The organism is Streptomyces sp. NPDC033180, from assembly GCF_055577645.1.
In genome coordinates, this window is sequence record NZ_JBVIPU010000002.1 from 869,512 (window position 1) to 889,492 (window position 19,981).

The following is a 19,981-nucleotide window of genomic DNA, read 5'->3' on the forward strand; positions in this document are numbered from 1 at the left end:
CTGTGCTCCGCATGACTTCTCCGCTCACAGCTGCCTCCGCGCCCCCGGAGCGCTGGTCCCCGCGCCTGTGGGGCACTCTGCTCGTGCTCTGCGCCGCGATGTTTCTCGACGCGCTCGACGTATCGATGGTCGGCGTCGCGCTGCCCTCCATCGGCTCTGAACTGAACCTCTCCACCTCGACCCTCCAGTGGGTCGTCAGCGGCTACATCCTCGGCTACGGCGGCCTCCTGCTCCTGGGCGGACGAGCGGCCGACCTGCTCGGGCGGCGCCGCGTCTTCCTCATCGCGCTCGCCGTCTTCGCGCTCGCCTCCCTGCTCGGCGGGTTCGTGGACTCGGGTCCGCTGCTGATCGCCAGCCGCTTCATCAAGGGCCTGAGCGCCGCGTTCACCGCGCCCGCGGGCCTGTCCATCATCACCACGACGTTCGCGGAGGGCCCGGTCCGCAACCGCGCGCTCACCATCTACACCACCTGCGCCGCCACCGGCTTCTCCATGGGCCTCGTCCTGTCCGGGCTGCTCACCGAGGCCAGCTGGCGTCTGACGATGCTGCTGCCCGCGCCCATCGCCGTCGTCGCGCTGATCGCCGGTCTCAAGCTGATCCCGCGCAGCGCCCGCGAGAAGAACGTCGGCGGATACGACGTGCCGGGTGCCGTCACGGGCACGGCGGCCATGCTGCTGCTCGTCTTCACCGTCGTCGAAGCGCCGGAGGCCGGCTGGGCGTCGGCCCGCACCCTCCTGTCGTTCCTCGCCGCGGCCGTGCTGCTCGCCGTCTTCGTACGCATCGAACTGCGCACCGCGAGCCCCCTGATCCGCCTCGGCGTCCTGCGTTCGGGGCCCCAACTCCGGGCGCAGATCGGTGCGATGACGTTCTTCGGCGGCTATGTCTCCTTCCAGTTCCTGGCCACGCAGTACTTCCAGACGCTGCTCGGCTGGTCGGCCCTGGAGACGGCGCTCGCCTTCCTGCCCGCGGGTGCCCTCGTCGCCCTGTCGTCCACGAAGGTCGGCTCGGTGATCGACCGGTTCGGCACGCCGCGGGTCATCGTGGCGGGCTTCGTCCTGCTCGTCGCCTCGTACGTGCTGTTCCTGCGCGTCAGCCTCGACCCGTCGTACGCGTCCATGGTGCTGCCGTCGATGATCCTGCTCGGCTTCGCGTGCGCCCTGGTCTTCCCCTCGCTCAACATCCAGGCCACCAACGGCGTGGACGACGACGAGCAGGGCATGGTGTCGGGCCTCCTGAACACCTCGATCCAGGTCGGCGGCGCGATCTTCCTCGCCGTGGTCACGGCCGTCATCACCGCGTCCTCCCACGGCGCCGACGCCTCACCACAGGCCGTCCTCGACAGCTACCGGCCGGGCCTGATCGTGGTCACGGCCATCGCTGTCGCGGGGCTGCTCATCACCCTCACCGGAGTACGGACGAGGCGTACGCGGGAGACGGTCGTCGTCACGAAGTCGGCGCCCCAGGAGGCGGTAGGGGCGGCGGAGAGGGAGCCGGTGGCCGTCCACGACTGAGCACCCGACAGATCAACAGGCCGCTCCCGGCACGCAGTTGCTTGCCCGCCGGGAGCGCGCACCGCACACTCGGAGGATGGGGCGAAGGACGCAGGCCGAGCGCGACGCCAACACCGTCGAGATCGGCTTCGCGCTCTTCGCCGCGACGTCCCTCGCGGGGTGCACGAGCCTGGCCGTGGCAGCACCGGCGTTCTTCTTCGGCGTGACCTCACCCAGCGAGGGCACCCTGGTCCGGGCCGGCCTGATCGCGGGGTCCGTCGTCTTCGTCGCGGTCCTGGTGACGATCCTCGTACGCCACCGGCGCGAGACGCGTCAGCCGAGCCAGCCGGGGCGGACCAGACCCGACTCGTAGGCCAGGACGACCAGTTGGGCGCGGTCACGGGCGCCGAGCTTCACCATGGTGCGGCTGACGTGCGTCTTCGCGGTGAGCGGGCTGACGACCAGACGGCGGGCGATCTCCTCGTTCGACAGGCCGATACCGACAAGGGCCATCACCTCCCGCTCCCGCTCGGTGAGTTCCCCCAGCGGCTCGGGGCCCGCGGGCTCCTTGGAGCGGGCCGCGAACTCGGCGATGAGGCGGCGCGTCACCCCGGGCGAGAGCAGCGCGTCGCCGTCGACCACCGCGCGGACGGCACGCAGCAGTTCCTCGGGCTCGGTGTCCTTGACGAGGAAGCCCGAAGCCCCGGAACGGATCGCCTCGAAGACGTACTCGTCCAGCTCGAAGGTGGTCAGCATGACCACCTTCACGTCGTTCAGGTCAGGATCGTCGGTGATCTTCCGGGTCGCGGCGAGCCCGTCGAGCAGCGGCATGCGGATGTCCATCAGGACGACGTCGGGACGCAGTTCACGCACCATGCGCACGGCTTCCTCGCCGTCCGCCGCCTCCCCCGCGACCCCGATGTCCGCCTGGGCGTCGAGCAGCGCCTTGAAACCGGCCCTGACCAGCGACTGGTCATCGGCGAGCAGTACGCGGATCACTGGTCCTCCTGAGGTGACGTGCGGGTGGGCAGTACGGCGGTGACCCGGAAGCCCCCGTCCGGGCGCGAGCCCGCCTCGATCGTGCCATTCAGGGCGGCGGCCCGCTCCCGCATCCCCGCAAGACCGTTGCCGCTGCCACCCGCGTCCGCGCCGGTGGCGGGGCCGTCGTCGTCCACCCGCAGGGTGAGCGCCGCGGCCTCGTACCGCACGAGCACGCGCGCGTGCCGCGATCCGGAGTGGCGTACGACGTTCGTGAGGGCCTCCTGGATGATGCGGAAGGCGGCGAGGTCGACGCCGGGCGCCAGCTTCCTCGCGGCCCCTTCCGTGTCGACGTCGACCGTGAGCCCCGTGCTCGCGGCCTGCTCCACGAGCTCGGGCAGCCGGTCGAGCCCGGGAGCCGGGGCACGAGGGGCGTCACCGGGTGCGCGGAGGGTGTCGAGGACCTGGCGGACCTCCCCCAGGGCCTCCTTGCTCGCGGCCTTGATGGTGGTCAGGGCGGTGCGGGCCTGCTCGGGATCGGAGTCGAGCAGCGCGAGGCCGACGCCCGCCTGGACGTTGATCACGGAGATGCTGTGCGCGAGGACGTCGTGCAGCTCGCGAGCCATGCGCAGCCGCTCCTCGTCCGCCCGCCGCTCGGCGGCCCGCGCGCGCTCCGCACGCTCCTTCATCCACTGCTCACGGCGTACGCGGGCCAGCTCGGACACGGCGATGATGGCGACGACCCAGACGGCGACGACGGTTTCCTGGCCCCAGGTCCGCTGTCCGTCACCGTCCGGTGGCAGCCATCGGTAGAGCCAGTGCGCGATCAGCAGATGCCCTGCCCACAGCATCCCGACGGCGCCCCACGCCGCGCGCCGATGCCCCGCGACGACCGCGGCGAAGCAGCCGACGGCGACGGTGATCAGGACCGGGCCGTACGCGTACCCGGCCCCGAGGTAGACCAGCGCGGTCCCGGCCGTGAAGTACGCGACCGGGATCGGATAGCGATGGCGCAGCAGGAGCGAGGCCGTGCCCGCCAGCAGGAGCAGCCGGGCGTAAGTGTCGAGCGGCTCCCGGACGTCGAGCTGGCCCTCCGCGGCGTACTTCGAGCCGATCTGCACGAAAACCGTGATCACCAGCGTCGTCAGCCAAGGAAGCCTGCTGACGTCCCCCGTCTCGCCGCGCTGGTTCCACCACGGCGGCCCCTGCCGCCACATCGCCGGTCCGCTCCGGGGCAGGAGCGGGCCGCCGCGCCTGTGTTCGCGCTGCTCATCCATGTCGGCCACGCTAGACCGCGCGGCGGGCGGCGGGCGTCAGCCGGACGTGGCGATCACGCGTACTCCCGTTGGAGTACCTCGAGGGCCTTGCCGCTCTCCGCGTCCCCTTCCGCGCCTTCGTGCAGGCCGAAGCGCCGGTGCAGCCGACGCAGCGGACCCGGCGCCCACCAGTGGCGCGGCCCGCGAGCCGCATGGCGACGGGCAGCAGGACGGCGCGGATGAGGGTGGCGTCCACGAGGATCGTCAGGGCGGTGCCGACGCCGAGTTCCTTGAGGAAGACGACGCCTCCGGTCAGCGGGTTCTCGTGGCCGTCAGGTGAAGTGGATGCTGCGTGCGCCCTTCGAGCAGTGGCGGGACATCGGCCTGCGCGGCTACGGCTTCGATGGGTTGCGCAGGGCCGGCTGGTCGGGGCCGAACGAATCGACGGTGTGGCAGCCCCAGCTGGATGGGTTCACCGAGCAGGAACCCCTGAACATCCGGGAGATGTTCGGCGGCGTGTGGTATGCGCTGTCCCTCATGTTGGGCACGCGGATCCGTCCACAACGCGGGAGGCCGCGCGCCCTCTGCTGGCGCTGCTGTTGTCAGTCGAACCGCTCAACCGTGCTTTGCAGCGGCAGCGCCTCCACGCTGCCACATTTCAAAGTTCCCACATTCTGCCGTGATCTCGGCCGCCGCCTGAGCCGCGGTGAAGAAGTCGTCGACCACCGGCGAGATGCGCGATGCCGGCACCGCGAGGCATACCTGATCGGGCGCCAGGTCCGAGACGGGCACATAGGTGATGTCCGGATGTGAGTAGAACACGGTCGCCGAACGGGCCAGGAATGAGACGCCCCGGCCGGCCGCGACGTGCTCGAGCGTTTCGTCCACCTCGCGCGCCAGGTACCCGGCGTTGGGATGCGGGTGCCTGGTGGGCTGCGTGCTCGTGTCGGCATGCCAGACCAGCGGCTCACCGGCCAGGTCGGCCTCGGTGACTTCCTCCTTGCCGGCCAATCGGTGGCCGAGGGGCAGCACCGCCACCCGTGGCTCGCCGTAGAGCGGGGCGACGCGCAGGCCGGCCTCGTCGATGGGCAGCCGCACATAGCCGATGTCGATGCGGCCGTCGAGCAGCATCGGGGCCTGGTCGTCCCATTCGATCCGTTGTACGTCCACCAGAACGTCCGGGTGCTGGTTGGCGAACAGTTGTACCGCCGGGGCGACCGCGATGCCTGCCCGGAAGCCGACCGTTATCCGCCGGCTGCCCCGCGCGGCCGCGGTCACCCGGCGACGGGCCGCGTGCGCGGAGGCCAGCAGCGGGCCGGCGTCGGTCAGCAGCTGCCTGCCGGCGTCGGTCAGCAGTACGCCGTGGCTGTCCCTTGTCAGCAGCGGGGTGCCGAGATCCTTTTCCAGCGCACGGATCTGCCGGCTGAGCACTGGCTGTGCGATGTGCAACTCATCGGCGGCGCGGCCGAAGTGGAGCTTTTCGGCGACGGCGACGAAGTAGCGCACCTTACGCAGGTCCAGATCCATGGTGCCTCCCGATCCGGCGATACCTCCAGGGTATCGCAGCCGCTGAAAGAGGTCTTGGACAGCCACTCAAGCCAGTGACAACCTCAGGAATTGGACGCCTCCAGGCTCGTCATCCGACGGCCTCGACCACACAACCGTGAATGACAACGGGGTCGGCATGGCGTCCTGTCCGACTCTCCAGAAGGCGGCACACCATGAGCAGTATCAGCATCATCGGCCTGGGGGGCGTGGCCCGCGCGATAGGCGCCCGCGCGGTCGAGGGCGGCAACGCCGTCGAGGTCATCGGCCGCGACGCGGTCAAGGCCAAGGACCTGGCCGCCGCGCTCGGCGGCGGCGCCACGGCCGGGACATTCGGCACCACCCCGGTCGGCGACCTCGTCATCCTCGCCGTGCCGTACGCCAGCGCCGTGCCGGTCGTCGCCCAGTACGGGGACGCGTTGGCCGGCAAGGTCATCATCGACATCTCCAACACGTCCAACGCCGACGCCACCGGGCTGGTCGCCCCTGACGGCACTTCCGGCGCGCAGGAGATCGCCAAGGCCGTCCCGGCGAGCGCGTACGTCGTGAAGGCGTTCAATACCGTCTTCGGCCACATCCTGGCCCAGGGCGGCCCGCTGGACGTGCTCTTCGCCGGCGATGACGCGCGGGCCAAGGCGAGCGTGTCGGCGTTCATCGAGAGCCTCGGGCTGCGCCCGCTGGATGCCGGCGGCCTGGAGGTGGCGCGCTGGCTGGAAGGGACGGGCCTGCTGATGATCAGCCTGGCCCGCCATGGCGTGGGGAATTTCAACTTCTCCCTCGGCGTCAACCTTCCCGGCTGAGCGCACCCGCACCATCACTTCTCGCGTCACATCACCTCGGTCGATCCAGGGCGCGAGAGGAACAGCCCCTCCACCTACCGTCACATGGAGCAGCAGTGCGCGTTTTCGTTACTGGCGGGACCGGCCATTCCGGTTCGCACATCATCCCCGAGCTCGTCGCCGCCGGGCACGAGGTCACCGGCCTGGCCCGGTCGGACACCGCCGCGGCGGCGGTGTCCGCGCTCGGCGCGAAGGTGCGCCGCGGCGACCTCGAGGATCTCGATTTGCGTGGACCGGCAGCGGCTACCGCCTCTCCGGCGCGGCGGCCGACGACCTGCGGGAGCGGCGGCGGTTGATCGACACGGCGCTCGCCGCGCGTGACGCGGGGCGGTTGCGGTGCGCGGGCGAACTCGTCGACCGGGCCGAGGCGTTGTGGCGCGGCGAGTTCGCGGAGGGCTCAACGCCCCGTACCTCGCGGCGGAACGGCTCCGGTGGCGCGAGAAGCGGCTCACCGTCGTGGAGGCCAGGATCGCGGGGGAGATCGAACTCGGCCGCTCCTTCGAGTACGTCCACGAACTCATCCGCCTCGTGGCCGCCCGCCCCCTGCGCGAGCGCACGGTCGAGCTCCTGATGAACGCCCTGTACCGCACCGGCCGTTCATCGGATGCCCTGCTCGCCTTCGAGGAGGCACGGCACCGGATCGCGGACGCCGTGGGCGCGTATCCGGGCCCCGCGCTGCGGTCCCCGCACGAGAGGATGCTGCGCCAGGACCCGGAGCTCCTCACCTCCCGGACGTCGCCCTCCGTGCCGGCAGCCTGAGGGCGCGCGCCGGCCGGGCGAGGCTCTACTTCTGGTCCAGCAGTCCCACGCCGTGGGCGAGTTGAGCCGCCGCGTACGAGAAGAACCCCGCACGGTCCTCGACGGCGCGGTTGAACTGCCCGAACACCTCGAAGCCCACGAGCCCGAAAAGCTGGGCCCACGCCGCGACCAGCGCCGTGATCACCGCCGGCGGCAGATCGGGCGCGAGATCGGCCGCGATCCGCTCGGCTTCGGTGCGCAGCCCGCCCGGCAGCGGCTGCACGGCGACGCCGCGCCCCCGGTGGGCGTCGCGCACGATGCCGATGAGCAGCTGCCCGACCCGGGCGGCGGCTTCGATCGTGGAGGCGGGCGCGCTGTAACCGGGGACGGGCGAGCCGTAGATGAGGGCGTACTCATGCGGGTGCGCGAGCGCCCAGGACCGCACGGCCTCGCACACGACCGTCCAGCGCCGCACGGGTTCGGCCGACGCGACCTCGGCGTGCGCCTCCTCGGTGGCGGTGCCGAGGGAGTCGTAGGCGTCGATGATGAGCGCGGTCAGGAGTTCGTCGCGGCTGGGGAAGTAGCGGTAGAGGGCGGAGGACACCATGCCGAGCTCGCGGGCCACGGCGCGCAGCGAGAGCTTGGCGGCACCGTCGGCCGCGAGCTGTCTGCGCGCCTCGTCCTTGATGGCGGCGGTGACTTCGACTCGGGCGCGGGCCCTGGCCCCGCTGGTGGCGCTACTCATACAGGCAGTGTGCCACGAGTTCGGAGCAGTGCACCAAAACGAGATCGGCGTACCGCTACGTGTGCGCCGCACACATTAGAGAGCACTGCTCTTGAAATGGAGCACCATTCTCGTGCACACTGCTCTTAAGTGAGAGCAGTGCTCTCGGAAACTTCCGGACTCTGGCGGTCACCATGTCTTCGTCCCCCTCCTCATCCTCCGGCTCCCCCACCCCCTACTACCTCAAGGGCAGCCCACTGGCCCTGAGGCTCAACAGCGTGATCGGCTGGCTGGCGCGGCGCGGCATCAGCCTGGCCGGCTCGGCCGAGCTCTCCGTGCGCGGCCGCAAGAGCGGGCAGATGCAACGCATCCCGGTCAACCCGTTCACGTACGAAGGCGCCCAGTACCTCGTCTCGGCCCGTGGGCACTCGCAGTGGGTGCGCAATATGCGCGTGGCGGGCGGCGGCGAGCTGCGCGTGGGGCGCAAGGTGCGCGCGTTCGCGGTCGAGGAGGTCCCGGACGCCGAGAAGCTTCCGCTGCTGCGCGGCTATCTGGAGAAGTGGGGCTGGGAGGTCAACCAGTACTTCAAGGGCGTCACCGCCAAGTCCACGGACGCGGAGATCGAGGCGGCCGCGGGCGACCACCCCGTCTTCCGCGTCACCATCACGAAGTGACGCCGAGCTGCCGCGAACGGACCGATGCCCATCGCTTCCACCGGCCCCGCTCGACCTACCGGTCCATCGCGCTCAGCGCCCGCCCCGCAAGCGGATGGTTCCGCACCAGCTCGCCGAGCGTCGTCGAGCCGCGGGTGATCCTCGCGAACGCGTTCCACGCGGGCCTGAACCCGGTGATCGCCGCGTGCAGCGTGCCCGGGCGGCGCTCGAAGACGGTGAGCATGCGCCGCCCGACGCTCATCTCGACGCCGAGTCCCGCCTTGATGGCGAAGGCGTAGTTCAGGGCCTGGCGGCGGGCGTCGACCGCGTCGTGCGCCTCGCCGATCCGCACCGCCCACTCCCCCGCGAGCCGCCCGGAGCGCAGCGCGAAGGAGATGCCCTCGCGGGTCCACGGCTCGAGCAGCCCCGCCGCGTCACCGCACACCACGACCCGGCCGCGCGAGAGCGGCGAGTCGTCGCTGCGGCAGCGCGTCAGATGCCCGGAGGAGATGCTCGGCTCGAAGCCCGCGAGCCCGAGGCGTGCGATGAAGTCCTCCAAGTACCGCTTGGTGGCCGAGCCTTCGCCGCGGGCGGAGATGACGCCGACGGTGAGCGTGTCGCCCTTGGGGAACACCCATCCGTAACTGCCCGGCATCGGGCCCCAGTCGATGAGCACCCGGCCCGCCCAGTCCTCGGCGACGCTCGGCGGCACCGGGATCTCGGCCTCAAGACCCAGGTCCACCTGGTCGAGCTTCACGCCGACATGTGCTCCTATGCGGCTCGCGCTGCCGTCGGCCCCGACGACCGCACGGGCGAGCACCGTCTCACCGCCCTGCAGGACCACGGCGACCGTCCGCCGGTCGGGCACCGCGGAGCCGTGCTGCTCCACGCGCGCGACAGTGACGCCGGTGCGCAGCTCGGCGCCCGCCTTCTGCGCGTGCTCGACCAGTTGCTGGTCGAACTCGGGGCGGTTGATCAGGCCGAAGAGCATCTGCTTCGAGCGGCGGGTGCGGGTGAACTTGCCGTCCAGGGAGAACGTCACCGCGTGCACCCGGTCCCTGAGGGGCAGTTCGAACCCGGGCGGGAGCGCGTCGCGCGAGGGGCCGATGATGCCGCCGCCACATGTCTTGTACCGGGGCAGTTCGGCTTTCTCCAGGACGAGGACACTGCGTCCCGCGACGGCTGCCGCGTAGGCCGCCGAGGCTCCCGCGGGCCCTGCTCCCACCACGACGACGTCCCATACGTACTGCGCGTCGTCCGCTGAGTTCTCGCTGCTCACGTTGGTCTACCGCTCCCGATCCAGCTGTTGGCCGCGCTTTCCAAGGCATCCTACGGCGGGCACCTCGGGCACCCTCCTGTGGGAGGATCACACCACCCACGTACGTACAACGTCGCACCTACGAGGAGCGTGCCCATGTCGCCGAATCCGATCGCCGCGACCATCGCCTCACTCATGCCGAAGGCGAAGGCGGAGCTCACCGAACTGGTGGCCTTCAAGTCGGTGGCGGACTTCGATCAGTTCCCCAGGAGCGAGAGCGAGGCCGCCGCGAACTGGGTGGCGGACGCGCTGCGCGCCGAGGGATTCCAGGACGTGGCCCTGCTCGACACCCCGGACGGTACGCAGTCGGTGTACGGCATGCTGCCGGGCCCCGAGGGCGCTCCCACCGTGCTGCTCTACGCGCACTACGACGTGCAGCCGCCACTCGACGAGGCGGCGTGGACCAGCCCGCCGTTCGAGCTGACCGAGCGCGAGGGCCGTTGGTACGGGCGCGGCAGCGCCGACTGCAAGGGCGGCATCCTGATGCATCTGCTCGCGCTGCGCGCCCTGAAGGCGAACGGCGGAGTCCCGGTGACCGTCAAGGTGATCGCCGAGGGGTCCGAGGAGCAGGGCACGGGCGGTCTGGAGCGGTACGCCGAGCAGCACCCCGACGTCCTGGCGGCCGACACGATCGTCATCGGCGACGCGGGCAACTTCCGGGTCGGCCTGCCGACGGTCACCACGACGCTCCGCGGCATGACCCTCCTGCGCGTCCGCATCGACACTCTTGAGGGCAATCTGCACTCGGGGCAGTTCGGCGGCGCGGCCCCCGACGCGCTCGCGGCGCTGGTGCGGGTGCTCGACTCGCTGCGCGCGGAGGACGGTTCGACAACGGTCGACGGCCTCACGGGCGACGAGGTGTGGGACGGGCTTCAGTACGAAGAGGCGACCTTCCGCAAGGACGCCAAGGTCCTCGACGGCGTTCGCCTGGTCGGCAAGGGCACGGTCGCCGACCGCATCTGGTCCCGCCCCGCCGTCACCGTGATCGGCATCGACTGCCCGCCGGTGGTGGGCGCGACACCGTCCGTACAGGCGGCCGCGCGGGCGCTGATCAGCCTGCGGGTACCGCCGGGCGTGGACGCGGCCGAGGCCACCAAGCTCCTGCAGGCGCACCTGGAGTCGCACACCCCCTGGGGCGCGCAGGTGACCACCGAGCAGATCGGGCAGGGCCAGCCGTTCCGCGCGGACACCACGAGCCCGGCGTACGCGGCGATGGCGGAGGCCATGGGCGAGGCGTACCCGGGCGAGGAGATGCAGTACGCGGGGCAGGGCGGCTCGATCCCGCTGTGCAACACCCTCGCGGCGCTCTACCCCCGGGCGGAGATCCTGCTCATCGGTCTCAGCGAGCCCGAGGCGCAGATCCACGCGGTCAACGAGAGCGTGTCCCCACAGGAGCTGGAGCGGCTCTCGGTGGCCGAGGCCCTGTTCCTCCAGAAGTACTCCACGCGCTGACCCTCACTGGCTACCGACCGGTACCCCCGCCTCCAGGTACAGGGCGACCCCGCGCTCCCTGGCGCGCAGGGCCCAGCGCAACCGTTCGTAGCGCACGGAGGGCAGCAGGTGGGCAGCCTCGTCCTCGGTGACGAAGCGGCAGTCGCGGAGTTCGGGGCCGGGCAGCAGCATCCGCCGCGCCTCACCGCTGTCGAGGCTGCCGCCGTCGAAGAGGAACCGCATCCCTCCGTAGCCGGGCGGCCTGGGCGGCTCCCAGTCGACGACGAGGAGCCGTGGGGCGTCGGCGAGTTGGATGCCGGTTTCCTCGGCCACCTCGCGCACGCCCGCGCGCGCGGGCGCCTCGCCCCGTTCCACGACACCGCCGGGGAACTCCCAGCCGGCCTTGTACGTCGGGTCGACGAGCAGCACCCGGTCCCGCTCGTCGAAGAGCAGTACTCCGGCCGCGAGCGTCTCCGCGGTGGGCTCCGGCGTCTGCACGATGTCGCAGACGGACGCGGCCCCGCTGCGCACGGCGTCGGCGATGTGCTCGGCGGTCTCGAAGGGAGTGAGCGCGCCGGTGTCGATGCGGTGGGCGTCGGCGCCCAGCCAGCCCGCGAGCGCCGCGCGGTACGGCTCGATGTGGTCGAACGACCACTGCCGCACGCGCGTCTCGCCGTCCGGCAGGTCCGGGACGGAGCGGCCTGATATTCGTTCGCGCAGGATCGTTTCCCCCGGGGCGAGCACGACGTGTCGTACGGCGATCCTGCGCGAGGCGAGACCGCCGAAGATCTCGTCGCGGTAGTCCTGCCGCAGCAGGGTCATGGGCACCACGAGGACGCCACCGACCTCGGCGAGCAGGGCCGCCGCCGTGTCCACGACGAGCCGCCGCCAGAGCGGCAGATCCTGGAAGTCGCTCACCTCGGCGAGGCGCTTGGGCGGCAGCAGGTCGCGCAGTCCGCCGCCGATGACCTCGGGGTCGAAGAGTGTGCTGTTCGGGATCAGCTCGATCAGTTCCCGTGCGGCGCTGGTCTTGCCCGCACCGAACGCGCCGTTGATCCAGACGATCACGGTTCCCCCTCTTCTGTTGGCCCCCTGTGGCTTGCCCGCAACACCCTGCCACGGAAACCAGGCCCTGATGAGGCAGCCATCGCCAGGACCGAAAAGCGCCGCAACATGTCAAGTGGTTCGCTTCTTCTTCACCCCATCGCGTGGCAGTCGCCCTGCATGAATCGTTCCCTCGCTGCGGGGCGAGCCCTCCCCCGCTACCGTGATCCGCTAGGCGCCCCAGCCCCTGGTGACCTCTTGAACCCGGCTCTTCCCATGTGCCCCCGCTCACGCGAGGACCCGGCCGATGTCCGACACTGGGGGAACACGTGCAACTCGATGCACTGAACGAATTCGCCTTCGAGGACTCCGACCAGCAGCCACGGGTGTACGGCCACAACGGCGCGGTCGTCGTCGAACTCCACGGCGAGGTCGACCTGTTGGCCTACCAGCGGATCGGTCCACTCCTCGATCCCATCACCGCCGGAACAGCGACAACGGTGGTCATCGACCTGACCCGCACCACGTTCTTCGACTGCTCCGGGCTGAGCCTGCTGGTCCGCGCACGCCGCCGTACGAAGTCAAGAGGCGCCCGCCTCGCCGTGGTCTGCACCTACCCCCTGACGCTTCGCGTCCTGCGCCTCACGGGCCTCACTCCCATGCTGTTGCCAGTGGCGACACTGGAGGAGGCGCTGCGGCAGAAGTGAGCCGCGCCAGGGAGGGTGCTGCGGGGTCCGGGCAGCACCTGGAGCTTGCCCCGCGGACGCCCTCGCCGGGAGTGGGCGCGCACGACGCATATATGCACTTCGTTCACACCCCGTGTGAAACGCGCACTCACCGTGGCTTCGCCGCGGGCCGGGCGCCGCGGACACGGTTGGGCCACCTGGTCCGGGTGTAGGCGTGAAAGTGGTCGCCCGCATGGTCCTGACCGAGGGTGCAGTGCAGGACATCACCGGGCCTCTCGTCCCAGCACAGGCCGGGAATTTCACGCGCGTACTTCGGGGCTTTCATGCGGAGCGCTCCGTCTGCCGAGGGTTGTCGGTGGCCACACCCGACCCTCTCAACCGGGCTGGTCAGCACGGGACATGACAGCCCATGACACGAAGCGGATCACGCGGACGGCCGCCCGAGCCCCTCACCCCTTGCCCGACCCCCGATGCCGCGCAGGGCCTTTCGGCCGACGTGACCGGCGCTCAGGTCGTACGCCTCGTCGTCACGGACGGCGGGGACGGCAGGGGCTCCGACCACGCGGGCTGAGCGGTCCCGGTCCTCAGCTGCTGAGTCGCGCGAACCGTTGACCGCGGGCCGGGCCGACGTCGTTCGGCCCGGCCCGCGGAAAGGTCAACTCCCCACGGCGGGGCGGAGGTCCACGGCCCTGTCCTCCTGGCTCAGCGCGGCCGCCGCTGCCCCCACGAGACCGGCGTCCGTCCCCATCAACGCCGGGCCCACGGTCAGATGACGTACGAACGAGAGCGTGGCGTAGTCCCTCAGGGACCGGCGCAGCGGGTCGAACAGGACGTTCCCCGCCTTCGCCACCCCGCCACCGATCACGGCGATGTCGATCTCGACGAGGGTCGCCGTGGCGGCGATGCCCGCCGCGAGCGCCTGCGCCGCCCGTTCGAACGAGGCGACGGCGACCGGGTCCCCGGAGCGTGCGGCGAGGGCCACCGCGGCGGCGGACGTGTCGCCGTCGGCCCCCGGGCGCCATCCGCCCTCCAGCGCACGCCGCGCGATGTTCGGCCCGCTCGCTATGCGCTCCACGCATCCGCGCGCCCCGCACGGGCAGGGATCACCGTCCAGATCGACGCTGATGTGCCCGATGTGGCCCGCGTTCCCGGTGGGGCCCGGGTGCAGCTTGCCACCGAGGATCAGTCCGCCGCCGACTCCCGTCGACACCACCATGCACAGCGCGTTGTCGTGCCCCCGGGCAGCGCCCTGCCAGTGCTCGGCCGCCGTCATCGCGACGCCGTCCCCCACCAGCTCGACCGGAAGGCCGCCGGTGGCCGCGCGCACCCGCTCGACCAGGGGGTAGCCGCGCCACCCGGGGACGTTCACCGGGCTGACCGTCCCCGCCGACGCGTCCACGGGGCCCGCGCTGCCGATGCCGACCGCGCGCGCCCTGCCCCACAGCGGGGAGTGCGTGAGCTCGCCGAGCACCTCTTCGACCGCCCGCATCACGGTGTCGCCGTCCTCGCGCGCGGGCGTGGGCCGCTGGGCGCGCAGCAGGATCCGGCCGCGCCCGTCCACCAGGGCGCCGGCGATCTTGGTGCCGCCGATGTCGAGTGCGGCGACGAGGTCCGTGTGCATCAGTGTCAGATCTCCTGGTGAATGGGCAGGCCGCTCTCCTGGTGAAAGGGCAGGCCGGAGAATGTGATGGACAGTCTCTCTTGCATCTGACAACGTTGTCCAGGTTCTATGCTCGACGCCACATCACTCAAGCACCACTTTCAGCTCACCTTCGTCGACGACAGGACAGCGCACCGTGGCCGAGACCGCCAGCCGACCCGAGCGACCCGAACCCCGCTACGGCAACCGTCCGACCATGAAGGACGTCGCCGCCCGCGCCGGAGTCGGCCTCAAGACGGTCTCCCGTGTCGTGAACGGCGAGCCGGGTGTCACCCCGGACACCGAACGCCGCGTCCAGGAGGCCATCGACGCCCTCGGCTTCCGGCGCAACGACAGCGCGCGCGTCCTGCGCAAGGGCCGCACGGCCAGCATCGGCCTCGTCCTCGAAGACCTCGCCGACCCCTTCTACGGGCCGCTCAGCCGGGCCGTGGAGGAAGTGGCCCGCGCGCACGGCGCGCTCCTCATCAACGGGTCGAGCGCCGAGGACCCGGACCGCGAGCAGGAGTTGGTGCTCGCGCTGTGCGCGCGCCGGGTCGACGGTCTTGTCGTCATTCCGGCCGGTGACGACCACCGCTATCTGGAGCCGGAGATCGCCGCCGGTGTCGCGACCGTCTTCGTCGACCGGCCCGCGGGAAAGATCGACGCCGATGTCGTGCTCTCCGACAGCTTCGGGGGCGCGCGCGACGGCGTCGCCCATCTCATCGCCCACGGCCACCGCCGCATCGGCTTCATCGGCGACCAACCGCGCATCCACACCGCCATAGAGCGCCTGCGCGGCTACCGCGCGGCCATGGAGGACGCTGACATCCCCGTCGAGGAGGAGTGGATGTCCCTGGGTCCCACCGCCCCGGACCGCGTCGAGCAGGCCACCAGGACGATGCTGGGCGGCTCCGAACCCGTCACGGCGATCTTCGCGGGCAACAACCGCGTGACGGTGACGGTCGTCCGTGTCCTCGCCGGGCTCGCCCGCCCCGTGGCTCTCGTCGGCTTCGACGACATCGAGCTCGCGGACCTGCTGCAGCCGGGCGTGACCGTCGTCGCCCAGGACGCCGCGCAGCTGGGCAGGACCGCCGCCGAGCGCCTGTTCCGGCAGTTGGACGGCGCGTCCGACGCCCCGGAGCGCATCGAACTCCCGACGCGGCTCATCAAGCGCGGATCGGGCGAACTGCCGCCCGCGACCTGACGGTTGGCGGCCGGCGATTGGCGGTCCGGAGTGCGAGCGCGGTCAGCAGACGGGCAGGCCCGGCAGCGGCCGGTCGTTGTCGCCGCCCTTGATGTAGACGTCGCTGACGAAGACGTCCTTGTTGCCGCTGTCGTCGTCCGTCCTGGCCCACCAGACGTTCGTCCACTGGCCGTGCGTCTCGCGGCGGCCGAGGTTCTGCTGACAGTAGAAGTAGTTCGTGCCCGCGTTCAGTACGCCCGCCTCGGCGCCCGACGCTGTGTACGACTTGGCCGTACGCCAGACCGAGCAGTCGTACTTGCCGCCGCCCGCGGCGTGGCATGCGGCTTCGGGGGCCGGATCGTCGCCCCCGCCCGCCGTGCCTCCGGAGCCGTCGGAGCCGCCGCCTGTCGTGCCGCCGTCCTCGGTGGGCTTGGAGGAGGGCTTGGGACGGGTCGTCGGTCTCTCCTTGGACTTGGGGTCGTCGTCCTTGCCGGAGGAGGACTCCTTCGCGTCCGGCTCACGGGTCCTCCCGTCGCCGTGCTTCGAGGGCTCGGGACGGTCCGCCCCCTCCAGCGCGCCGCGGCTGCTGTCGGCTGCCGGCTCGGCCGCGTCCCCGGAGGGGGCGGACCGCTCGGCCTGGTTCCCGCTCTCCCCTTGGCTGTTCAGGAGGGCCACCGTGACGCCGGTCGCCGACAGGGCGACGGCCACGGCCACCGCGGCGAGCAGCGTCCGCCGGCGGCGCGGTCGTCGCTCGGGGGGCGTGGCGGGCGCCACCGCTCCGGATGGCACCGCACCGCTGGAGAGCGGTGGTCCGAATCCTGGCGGTGGCCCGCTCGGAATGCTCCGCTCGGTGACCTCCCTCGGCCGCGGCGCGGCCTCGCGCAGGGCGGCCGTGACAGCGCCGCCAGCCGCGTCGGCGAGGATCAGCGCGGCCTGCTGCGCGTCCGGCCGTGCCTGTGGGTCCTTGTGCATCAGCCGGCGCAGCACGGGGATCAGGGGGCCCGCCCGCTCCGGCTCGGGCAGCGGGTCGGTGACGATCGCGGTGAGCGTGGACCACGTCGACGTACGGCGGAAGGGGGACGCGCCCTCGACCGCCGCGTACAGCGTCGCTCCCAGGGCCCACACGTCGGACGCGGGGCCCGGGTCCTGGCCCTGGGCGCGCTCGGGCGCCAAGTAGTCCAGGGAGCCGACGAGTTCGCCGCTGCGCGTGAGGTGCGTGGCGGAGCCGTCCCCCGGGTCGTCCATCGTGGCGATGCCGAAGTCGGTCAGGACGACACGGCCACCGGCCTCCAGGAGGATGTTGCCGGGCTTGACGTCGCGGTGCAGAACTCCGGCGCGGTGGGCGGCGGCGAGCGCGTCCATGACCTTGGCGCCGATGGCTGCCGCTTCGTGGGGGTCGAGGGTGCCGCGCTCCCGCAGCACGTCGTCCAGGGAGGGGCCTTCGACCAGCTCCATGACGATCAGGGGCCGCCCGTCGACCTCCGCCACGTCGTGCACGGCGACAACTCCGGGGTGGCGCACCCGGGCGGCCGCGCGGGCCTCGCGCTGCATCCGTACGCGCAGGTCGGCCAGTTCGGGCCCGGCCGCGTCCGTGTACGTACGCAGTTCCTTGACGGCGACCTCGCGGCCGAGCACCTCGTCGACGGCACGCCAGACGACGCCCATGCCGCCGCGTCCGAGCTGCGCGGTCACGCGATAGCGCCCGGCGAGCAGGCGACCCGCGCCGCCCGTCTGTCCCTGATCCCCCGAAGTCACCGCTGCCCCGTTCCTGTGACACCACTTTTCGTGGCTCACAGACTACGGGGCAGGGGTGACAGTGCGGGCCGGGAGTTACTTGCCGTGCGGCGTGAGATCCCCGCGGCGCGGTCCCGAGAAGCTCTGCAGGCGGGCCAGCGTCAGGCCGGTCAGCCGGGTGACCTCGCCGACGTCGAGGGCGCCGCAGTCCAGGCCGCGCAGCAGGTAGCCGGCGAGCGCCTTGGCCGACGCCGGCTCGTCCGCCACGTCGCCGCCCTCGCGGTGGGAGGCGTACGCGGACAGGCGCGCGGCGGCCTGCTCGAAGCCCTCGCGGTAGAACGCGAACACGGCGGCGTAACGCGTGGGGATGTGACCGGGGTGCATGTCCCAGCCCTGGTAGTAGGCGCGGGCCAGGGCGCGGCGCGTGAGGCCGTAGTGCAGCCGCCAGGCGTCGTGGACCTTCTCGGTGGTGCCGATGGGCAGGACGTTGGTGGAGCCGTCCGAGACGCGTACGCCGGTGCCGGCCGCCGCGACCTGCATGATCGCCTTGGCGTGGTCGGCGGCCGGGTGGTCGCTGGTCTGGTAGGCGGCGCTCACGTGGAGGCAGGCGCTGTAGTCGAAGGTGCCGTAGTGCAGGCCGGTGGCGCGGCCCTCGGCGGCGCCGATCATGCGGGCCACGGTGGCGGTGCCGTCGGAGGCGAGGATGGACTGGCTGGTCTCGATCTGGATCTCGAAGCCGATCCGGCCCGCCTCCAGGCCACGGGCCTTCTCGAACTCCTCCAGCAGGCGCACCATCGCGGTGACCTGCTCGGGGTAGGTCACCTTGGGCAGCGTCAGGACGAGGCCGTCGGGAAGGCCGCCGGCCTCCATGAGGCCGGACAGGAAGATGTCGAGGGTGCGGATGGCGCGGTCACGCACGTTCTCCTCGAAGCACTTCATGCGGATGCCCATGTACGGGGCCGCGGTGCCGTTCTTGTACGCCTCGGAGATCAGGCGGGCCGCGCGGGCGGCGTCCTGGTCCTCGTCCGCGCCCTTGTAGCCGTCCTCGAAGTCGATGCGCAGGTCCTCGATCGGCTCGCGCTCCAGCTTGGCGCGTACGCGGTCGTAGACCGGCGCGGCGAGGTCGTCGGCCAGACCGAGGACGGACGCGAAGGTGGCGGCGTCCGGGGCGTGCTCGTCGAGGGCCTTCAAAGCCTGGTCGCCCCACGTGCGGATGGTGTCGGCGCCGAAGAGCTCACCGGGGACGTACACGGTGTGGACCGGCTGGCGGGTGCCCGGGTCTCCGGGGTAGCGGCGCTCGAGCTCCGCGTCCACCGGGGCGAGGGAAGCGCTGATGCCCTCGCTGACCGCGCCCGCGAGGCTCGTTGCCACCTTCTCTTGCTGACCCATTCCTGCACCCTCCACACACTCGGGACCACACACTCGGGACCACATACTCAGGATCACTCGATTTCCGCTTCACGGAATCAACAATCCGCATGGCGAAGTTATCCGGCGACCTTCCCGCTGGTCAACACCCTCTCGTCTGCCGGACCTCGTCCGTTCACCCATGTCTCAGATCCTGCTTCCGCAGCCGCGCGCCCGCACCTCATCCTGACGGCCGTCCACCGACCGCCACCCACTGAAGGAGACCGCGTGCCCAATGACACCCGAGTAACGCGCCGCCTCGGCCTGCAGACCGCGCTCGCCGCGGTGGCCGTGCCCTTGTTCACCACCGCACTGGCCGCCTCGCCCGTCCACGCGGTCGAGCGCGCGGGCCGCCGCCTGGAGGTCATGTCGTTCAACCTCCGCTACGCGAGCACCACGCCGCCCAACACCTGGGCCGACCGCCGCCCGGTGACCCGGGAACTGCTGCGCCGCGCGCGCCCTCATGTCATCGGCACCCAGGAAGGCCTCTACCAGCAGGTACGGGACATCGCCGAGGACCTGGGCCCGCACTACGACTGGGTCGGTACGGGCCGGGCGGGCGGCAGCAGGGACGAGTTCATGACCCTCTTCTACGACACCCGCAGACTCGCGCCGATCGAGTACGACCACTACTGGCTCTCCGACACCCCGGACGTCATCGGATCGAACACCTGGGGCGGCGGTTCCATCCGCATGGTCACCTGGGTCCGCTTCCACGACCTGCGCACGGACACCGAGCTGTACGTCCTCAACACCCACCTCGACAACGCGAGCCAGTACGCACGCACGCGTGCCGCGAGTTTGATCTCCGAGCGGATCGCCGCCCTCGACCCGTCCCTGCCGCTTCTGGTCACGGGTGACTTCAATGTCGCGGCACACAAGAATCCGGTCTACGACACGATGCTGGGCGCCGGTCTCGTCGACACGTGGGACGCGGCGGACGAACGCAGCAAGGCGTACGCCACCTTCCACGGGTACAGGCCGCTGGTGCCGGACGGGGACCGGATCGACTGGATCCTGGCGACGCCCGAGGTGCGGGTCCACTCGGCGGTCATCAACACCTTCTCGCAGGGCGGGCAGTTCCCGAGCGACCATCTGCCGGTGCAGGCTTCACTGACCCTGTGACGCGGCGAGGCCTTCGCCACCGCAACTGCGTGCGGTGGCGAAGGCCTCGTACTCGTACTGTCCGAAGAGGCTCAGCCCTTTCGGGTGTTGATCTCTTCGGTCAGGGCGGGGACGACGTCGAAGAGGTCGCCGACCACGCCGTAGTCGACCAGGTCGAAGATCGGGGCCTCGGCGTCCTTGTTGATCGCCAC

At 71.3% G+C, this 19,981-nt stretch carries 18 protein-coding genes and 3 pseudogenes; 11 read left to right on the forward strand and 10 right to left on the reverse strand.

Going from position 1 to position 19,981, the window contains the following annotated elements; translation table 11 throughout:
• Positions 1-11: 11 nt before the first annotated feature.
• Positions 12-1,511, forward strand: a complete 1,500-nt coding sequence (locus ACZ5WE_RS10610) for an MFS transporter (protein WP_467683814.1) — start codon at positions 12-14, stop codon at positions 1,509-1,511.
• Between the two features lie 76 nt (positions 1,512-1,587).
• The gene (locus tag ACZ5WE_RS10615; protein ID WP_467683812.1) at positions 1,588-1,863 is read left to right on the forward strand and encodes a DUF6332 family protein; all 276 of its coding nucleotides are present in this window, start codon (positions 1,588-1,590) and stop codon (positions 1,861-1,863) included.
• On the opposite strand, the gene ACZ5WE_RS10620 is transcribed toward ACZ5WE_RS10615, so the two are convergent.
• From ACZ5WE_RS10620 to ACZ5WE_RS10630, 3 genes are all read right to left on the reverse strand, one after another.
• On the reverse strand, positions 1,824-2,489 hold the full coding sequence (locus ACZ5WE_RS10620; protein ID WP_467683810.1) for a response regulator: 666 nt from the start codon (positions 2,487-2,489) through the stop codon (positions 1,824-1,826). The genes ACZ5WE_RS10615 and ACZ5WE_RS10620 overlap by 40 nt on opposite strands.
• A complete protein-coding gene (locus ACZ5WE_RS10625) occupies positions 2,486-3,745 on the reverse strand; it encodes a sensor histidine kinase (protein ID WP_467683808.1) in 1,260 nt (419 codons plus the stop codon). The genes ACZ5WE_RS10620 and ACZ5WE_RS10625 overlap by 4 nt, the downstream gene beginning before the upstream one ends.
• A 594-nt stretch (positions 3,746-4,339) precedes the next feature.
• The gene (locus ACZ5WE_RS10630) at positions 4,340-5,251 is read right to left on the reverse strand and encodes a LysR family transcriptional regulator (RefSeq protein WP_467683806.1); all 912 of its coding nucleotides are present in this window, start codon (positions 5,249-5,251) and stop codon (positions 4,340-4,342) included.
• 194 nt (positions 5,252-5,445) lie between these two features.
• On the opposite strand from ACZ5WE_RS10630, the gene ACZ5WE_RS10635 reads away from it, so the two are divergent.
• The 3 genes and pseudogenes from ACZ5WE_RS10635 to ACZ5WE_RS10645 all read left to right on the forward strand — a co-directional run bounded on the left by ACZ5WE_RS10635 (position 5,446) and on the right by ACZ5WE_RS10645 (position 6,867).
• Complete coding sequence (locus ACZ5WE_RS10635; RefSeq protein WP_467683804.1) at positions 5,446-6,069, forward strand: NADPH-dependent F420 reductase; 624 nt, start codon at positions 5,446-5,448, stop codon at positions 6,067-6,069.
• A 95-nt stretch (positions 6,070-6,164) separates the two neighbouring features.
• Positions 6,165-6,398: pseudogene (locus ACZ5WE_RS10640) on the forward strand (NAD(P)H-binding protein); the annotation flags it as partial.
• 82 nt (positions 6,399-6,480) lie between these two features.
• A complete protein-coding gene (locus tag ACZ5WE_RS10645; protein WP_467683802.1) occupies positions 6,481-6,867 on the forward strand; it encodes an AfsR/SARP family transcriptional regulator in 387 nt (128 codons plus the stop codon).
• A 25-nt stretch (positions 6,868-6,892) separates the two neighbouring features.
• On the opposite strand, the gene ACZ5WE_RS10650 is transcribed toward ACZ5WE_RS10645, so the two are convergent.
• Positions 6,893-7,591 (reverse strand): TetR/AcrR family transcriptional regulator, encoded by a 699-nt coding sequence (locus tag ACZ5WE_RS10650; protein WP_467683801.1) that lies wholly within the window; start codon positions 7,589-7,591, stop codon positions 6,893-6,895.
• A gap of 173 nt (positions 7,592-7,764) precedes the next feature.
• On the opposite strand from ACZ5WE_RS10650, the gene ACZ5WE_RS10655 reads away from it, so the two are divergent.
• Entirely contained in the window at positions 7,765-8,244 is a 480-nt protein-coding gene (locus ACZ5WE_RS10655) for a nitroreductase family deazaflavin-dependent oxidoreductase (RefSeq protein WP_467683799.1), read from the forward strand.
• Positions 8,245-8,299: 55 nt separating this feature from the next.
• Here the strand turns inward: ACZ5WE_RS10655 and ACZ5WE_RS10660 are convergent, their stop codons facing one another.
• The gene (locus ACZ5WE_RS10660) at positions 8,300-9,502 is read right to left on the reverse strand and encodes a geranylgeranyl reductase family protein (protein WP_467683797.1); all 1,203 of its coding nucleotides are present in this window, start codon (positions 9,500-9,502) and stop codon (positions 8,300-8,302) included.
• Positions 9,503-9,637: 135 nt separating this feature from the next.
• On the opposite strand from ACZ5WE_RS10660, the gene ACZ5WE_RS10665 reads away from it, so the two are divergent.
• Positions 9,638-10,993 (forward strand): M20/M25/M40 family metallo-hydrolase, encoded by a 1,356-nt coding sequence (locus tag ACZ5WE_RS10665; RefSeq protein WP_467683796.1) that lies wholly within the window; start codon positions 9,638-9,640, stop codon positions 10,991-10,993.
• A 3-nt stretch (positions 10,994-10,996) separates the two neighbouring features.
• Here the strand turns inward: ACZ5WE_RS10665 and ACZ5WE_RS10670 are convergent, their stop codons facing one another.
• Positions 10,997-12,040, reverse strand: a complete 1,044-nt coding sequence (locus tag ACZ5WE_RS10670; RefSeq protein WP_467683794.1) for an NUDIX hydrolase — start codon at positions 12,038-12,040, stop codon at positions 10,997-10,999.
• A gap of 305 nt (positions 12,041-12,345) precedes the next feature.
• On the opposite strand from ACZ5WE_RS10670, the gene ACZ5WE_RS10675 reads away from it, so the two are divergent.
• Positions 12,346-12,723: an STAS domain-containing protein gene (locus tag ACZ5WE_RS10675; RefSeq protein WP_467683792.1), complete on the forward strand. Its 378-nt coding sequence runs from the start codon at positions 12,346-12,348 to the stop codon at positions 12,721-12,723.
• A 454-nt stretch (positions 12,724-13,177) separates the two neighbouring features.
• Positions 13,178-13,273 (forward strand): annotated as a pseudogene (locus ACZ5WE_RS10680) (NPCBM/NEW2 domain-containing protein); the annotation flags it as partial.
• Positions 13,274-13,357: 84 nt separating this feature from the next.
• Here the strand turns inward: ACZ5WE_RS10680 and ACZ5WE_RS10685 are convergent.
• Positions 13,358-14,323: an ROK family protein gene (locus ACZ5WE_RS10685; RefSeq protein ID WP_467683790.1), complete on the reverse strand. Its 966-nt coding sequence runs from the start codon at positions 14,321-14,323 to the stop codon at positions 13,358-13,360.
• 175 nt (positions 14,324-14,498) lie between these two features.
• Between ACZ5WE_RS10685 and ACZ5WE_RS10690 the strand changes: the two genes are divergently transcribed.
• Positions 14,499-15,545, forward strand: coding sequence for a LacI family DNA-binding transcriptional regulator (locus ACZ5WE_RS10690; RefSeq protein ID WP_467683788.1), 1,047 nt, complete (start codon positions 14,499-14,501; stop codon positions 15,543-15,545).
• 42 nt (positions 15,546-15,587) lie between these two features.
• On the opposite strand, the gene ACZ5WE_RS10695 is transcribed toward ACZ5WE_RS10690, so the two are convergent.
• Positions 15,588-17,279 (reverse strand): serine/threonine-protein kinase, encoded by a 1,692-nt coding sequence (locus ACZ5WE_RS10695; protein WP_467683786.1) that lies wholly within the window; start codon positions 17,277-17,279, stop codon positions 15,588-15,590.
• A 75-nt stretch (positions 17,280-17,354) separates the two neighbouring features.
• On the reverse strand, positions 17,355-18,647 hold the full coding sequence (locus ACZ5WE_RS10700; RefSeq protein ID WP_467683784.1) for a DUF6986 family protein: 1,293 nt from the start codon (positions 18,645-18,647) through the stop codon (positions 17,355-17,357).
• Between the two features lie 246 nt (positions 18,648-18,893).
• On the opposite strand from ACZ5WE_RS10700, the gene ACZ5WE_RS10705 reads away from it, so the two are divergent.
• Positions 18,894-19,790 (forward strand): endonuclease/exonuclease/phosphatase family protein, encoded by an 897-nt coding sequence (locus ACZ5WE_RS10705; protein WP_467683783.1) that lies wholly within the window; start codon positions 18,894-18,896, stop codon positions 19,788-19,790.
• A 71-nt stretch (positions 19,791-19,861) separates the two neighbouring features.
• On the opposite strand, the pseudogene ACZ5WE_RS10710 reads toward ACZ5WE_RS10705, so the two are convergent.
• Positions 19,862-19,981: pseudogene (locus ACZ5WE_RS10710) on the reverse strand (electron transfer flavoprotein subunit alpha/FixB family protein); the annotation flags it as partial.

What these genes read in the sequence shown, in the direction of transcription:
- ACZ5WE_RS10650 (WP_467683801.1), bottom strand. Translation starts at nt 7,591, where the DNA reads ATGAGTAGCGCCACCAGCGGGGCCAGGGCCCGCGCCCGAGTCGAAGTC.
- ACZ5WE_RS10615 (WP_467683812.1), top strand. Translation starts at nt 1,588, where the DNA reads ATGGGGCGAAGGACGCAGGCCGAGCGCGACGCCAACACCGTCGAGATC.
- ACZ5WE_RS10625 (WP_467683808.1), bottom strand. Translation starts at nt 3,745, where the DNA reads ATGGATGAGCAGCGCGAACACAGGCGCGGCGGCCCGCTCCTGCCCCGG.
- ACZ5WE_RS10635 (WP_467683804.1), top strand. Translation starts at nt 5,446, where the DNA reads ATGAGCAGTATCAGCATCATCGGCCTGGGGGGCGTGGCCCGCGCGATA.
- ACZ5WE_RS10610 (WP_467683814.1), top strand. Translation starts at nt 12, where the DNA reads ATGACTTCTCCGCTCACAGCTGCCTCCGCGCCCCCGGAGCGCTGGTCC.
- ACZ5WE_RS10630 (WP_467683806.1), bottom strand. Translation starts at nt 5,251, where the DNA reads ATGGATCTGGACCTGCGTAAGGTGCGCTACTTCGTCGCCGTCGCCGAA.
- ACZ5WE_RS10655 (WP_467683799.1), top strand. Translation starts at nt 7,765, where the DNA reads ATGTCTTCGTCCCCCTCCTCATCCTCCGGCTCCCCCACCCCCTACTAC.
- ACZ5WE_RS10665 (WP_467683796.1), top strand. Translation starts at nt 9,638, where the DNA reads ATGTCGCCGAATCCGATCGCCGCGACCATCGCCTCACTCATGCCGAAG.
- ACZ5WE_RS10700 (WP_467683784.1), bottom strand. Translation starts at nt 18,647, where the DNA reads ATGGGTCAGCAAGAGAAGGTGGCAACGAGCCTCGCGGGCGCGGTCAGC.
- ACZ5WE_RS10685 (WP_467683790.1), bottom strand. Translation starts at nt 14,323, where the DNA reads ATGCACACGGACCTCGTCGCCGCACTCGACATCGGCGGCACCAAGATC.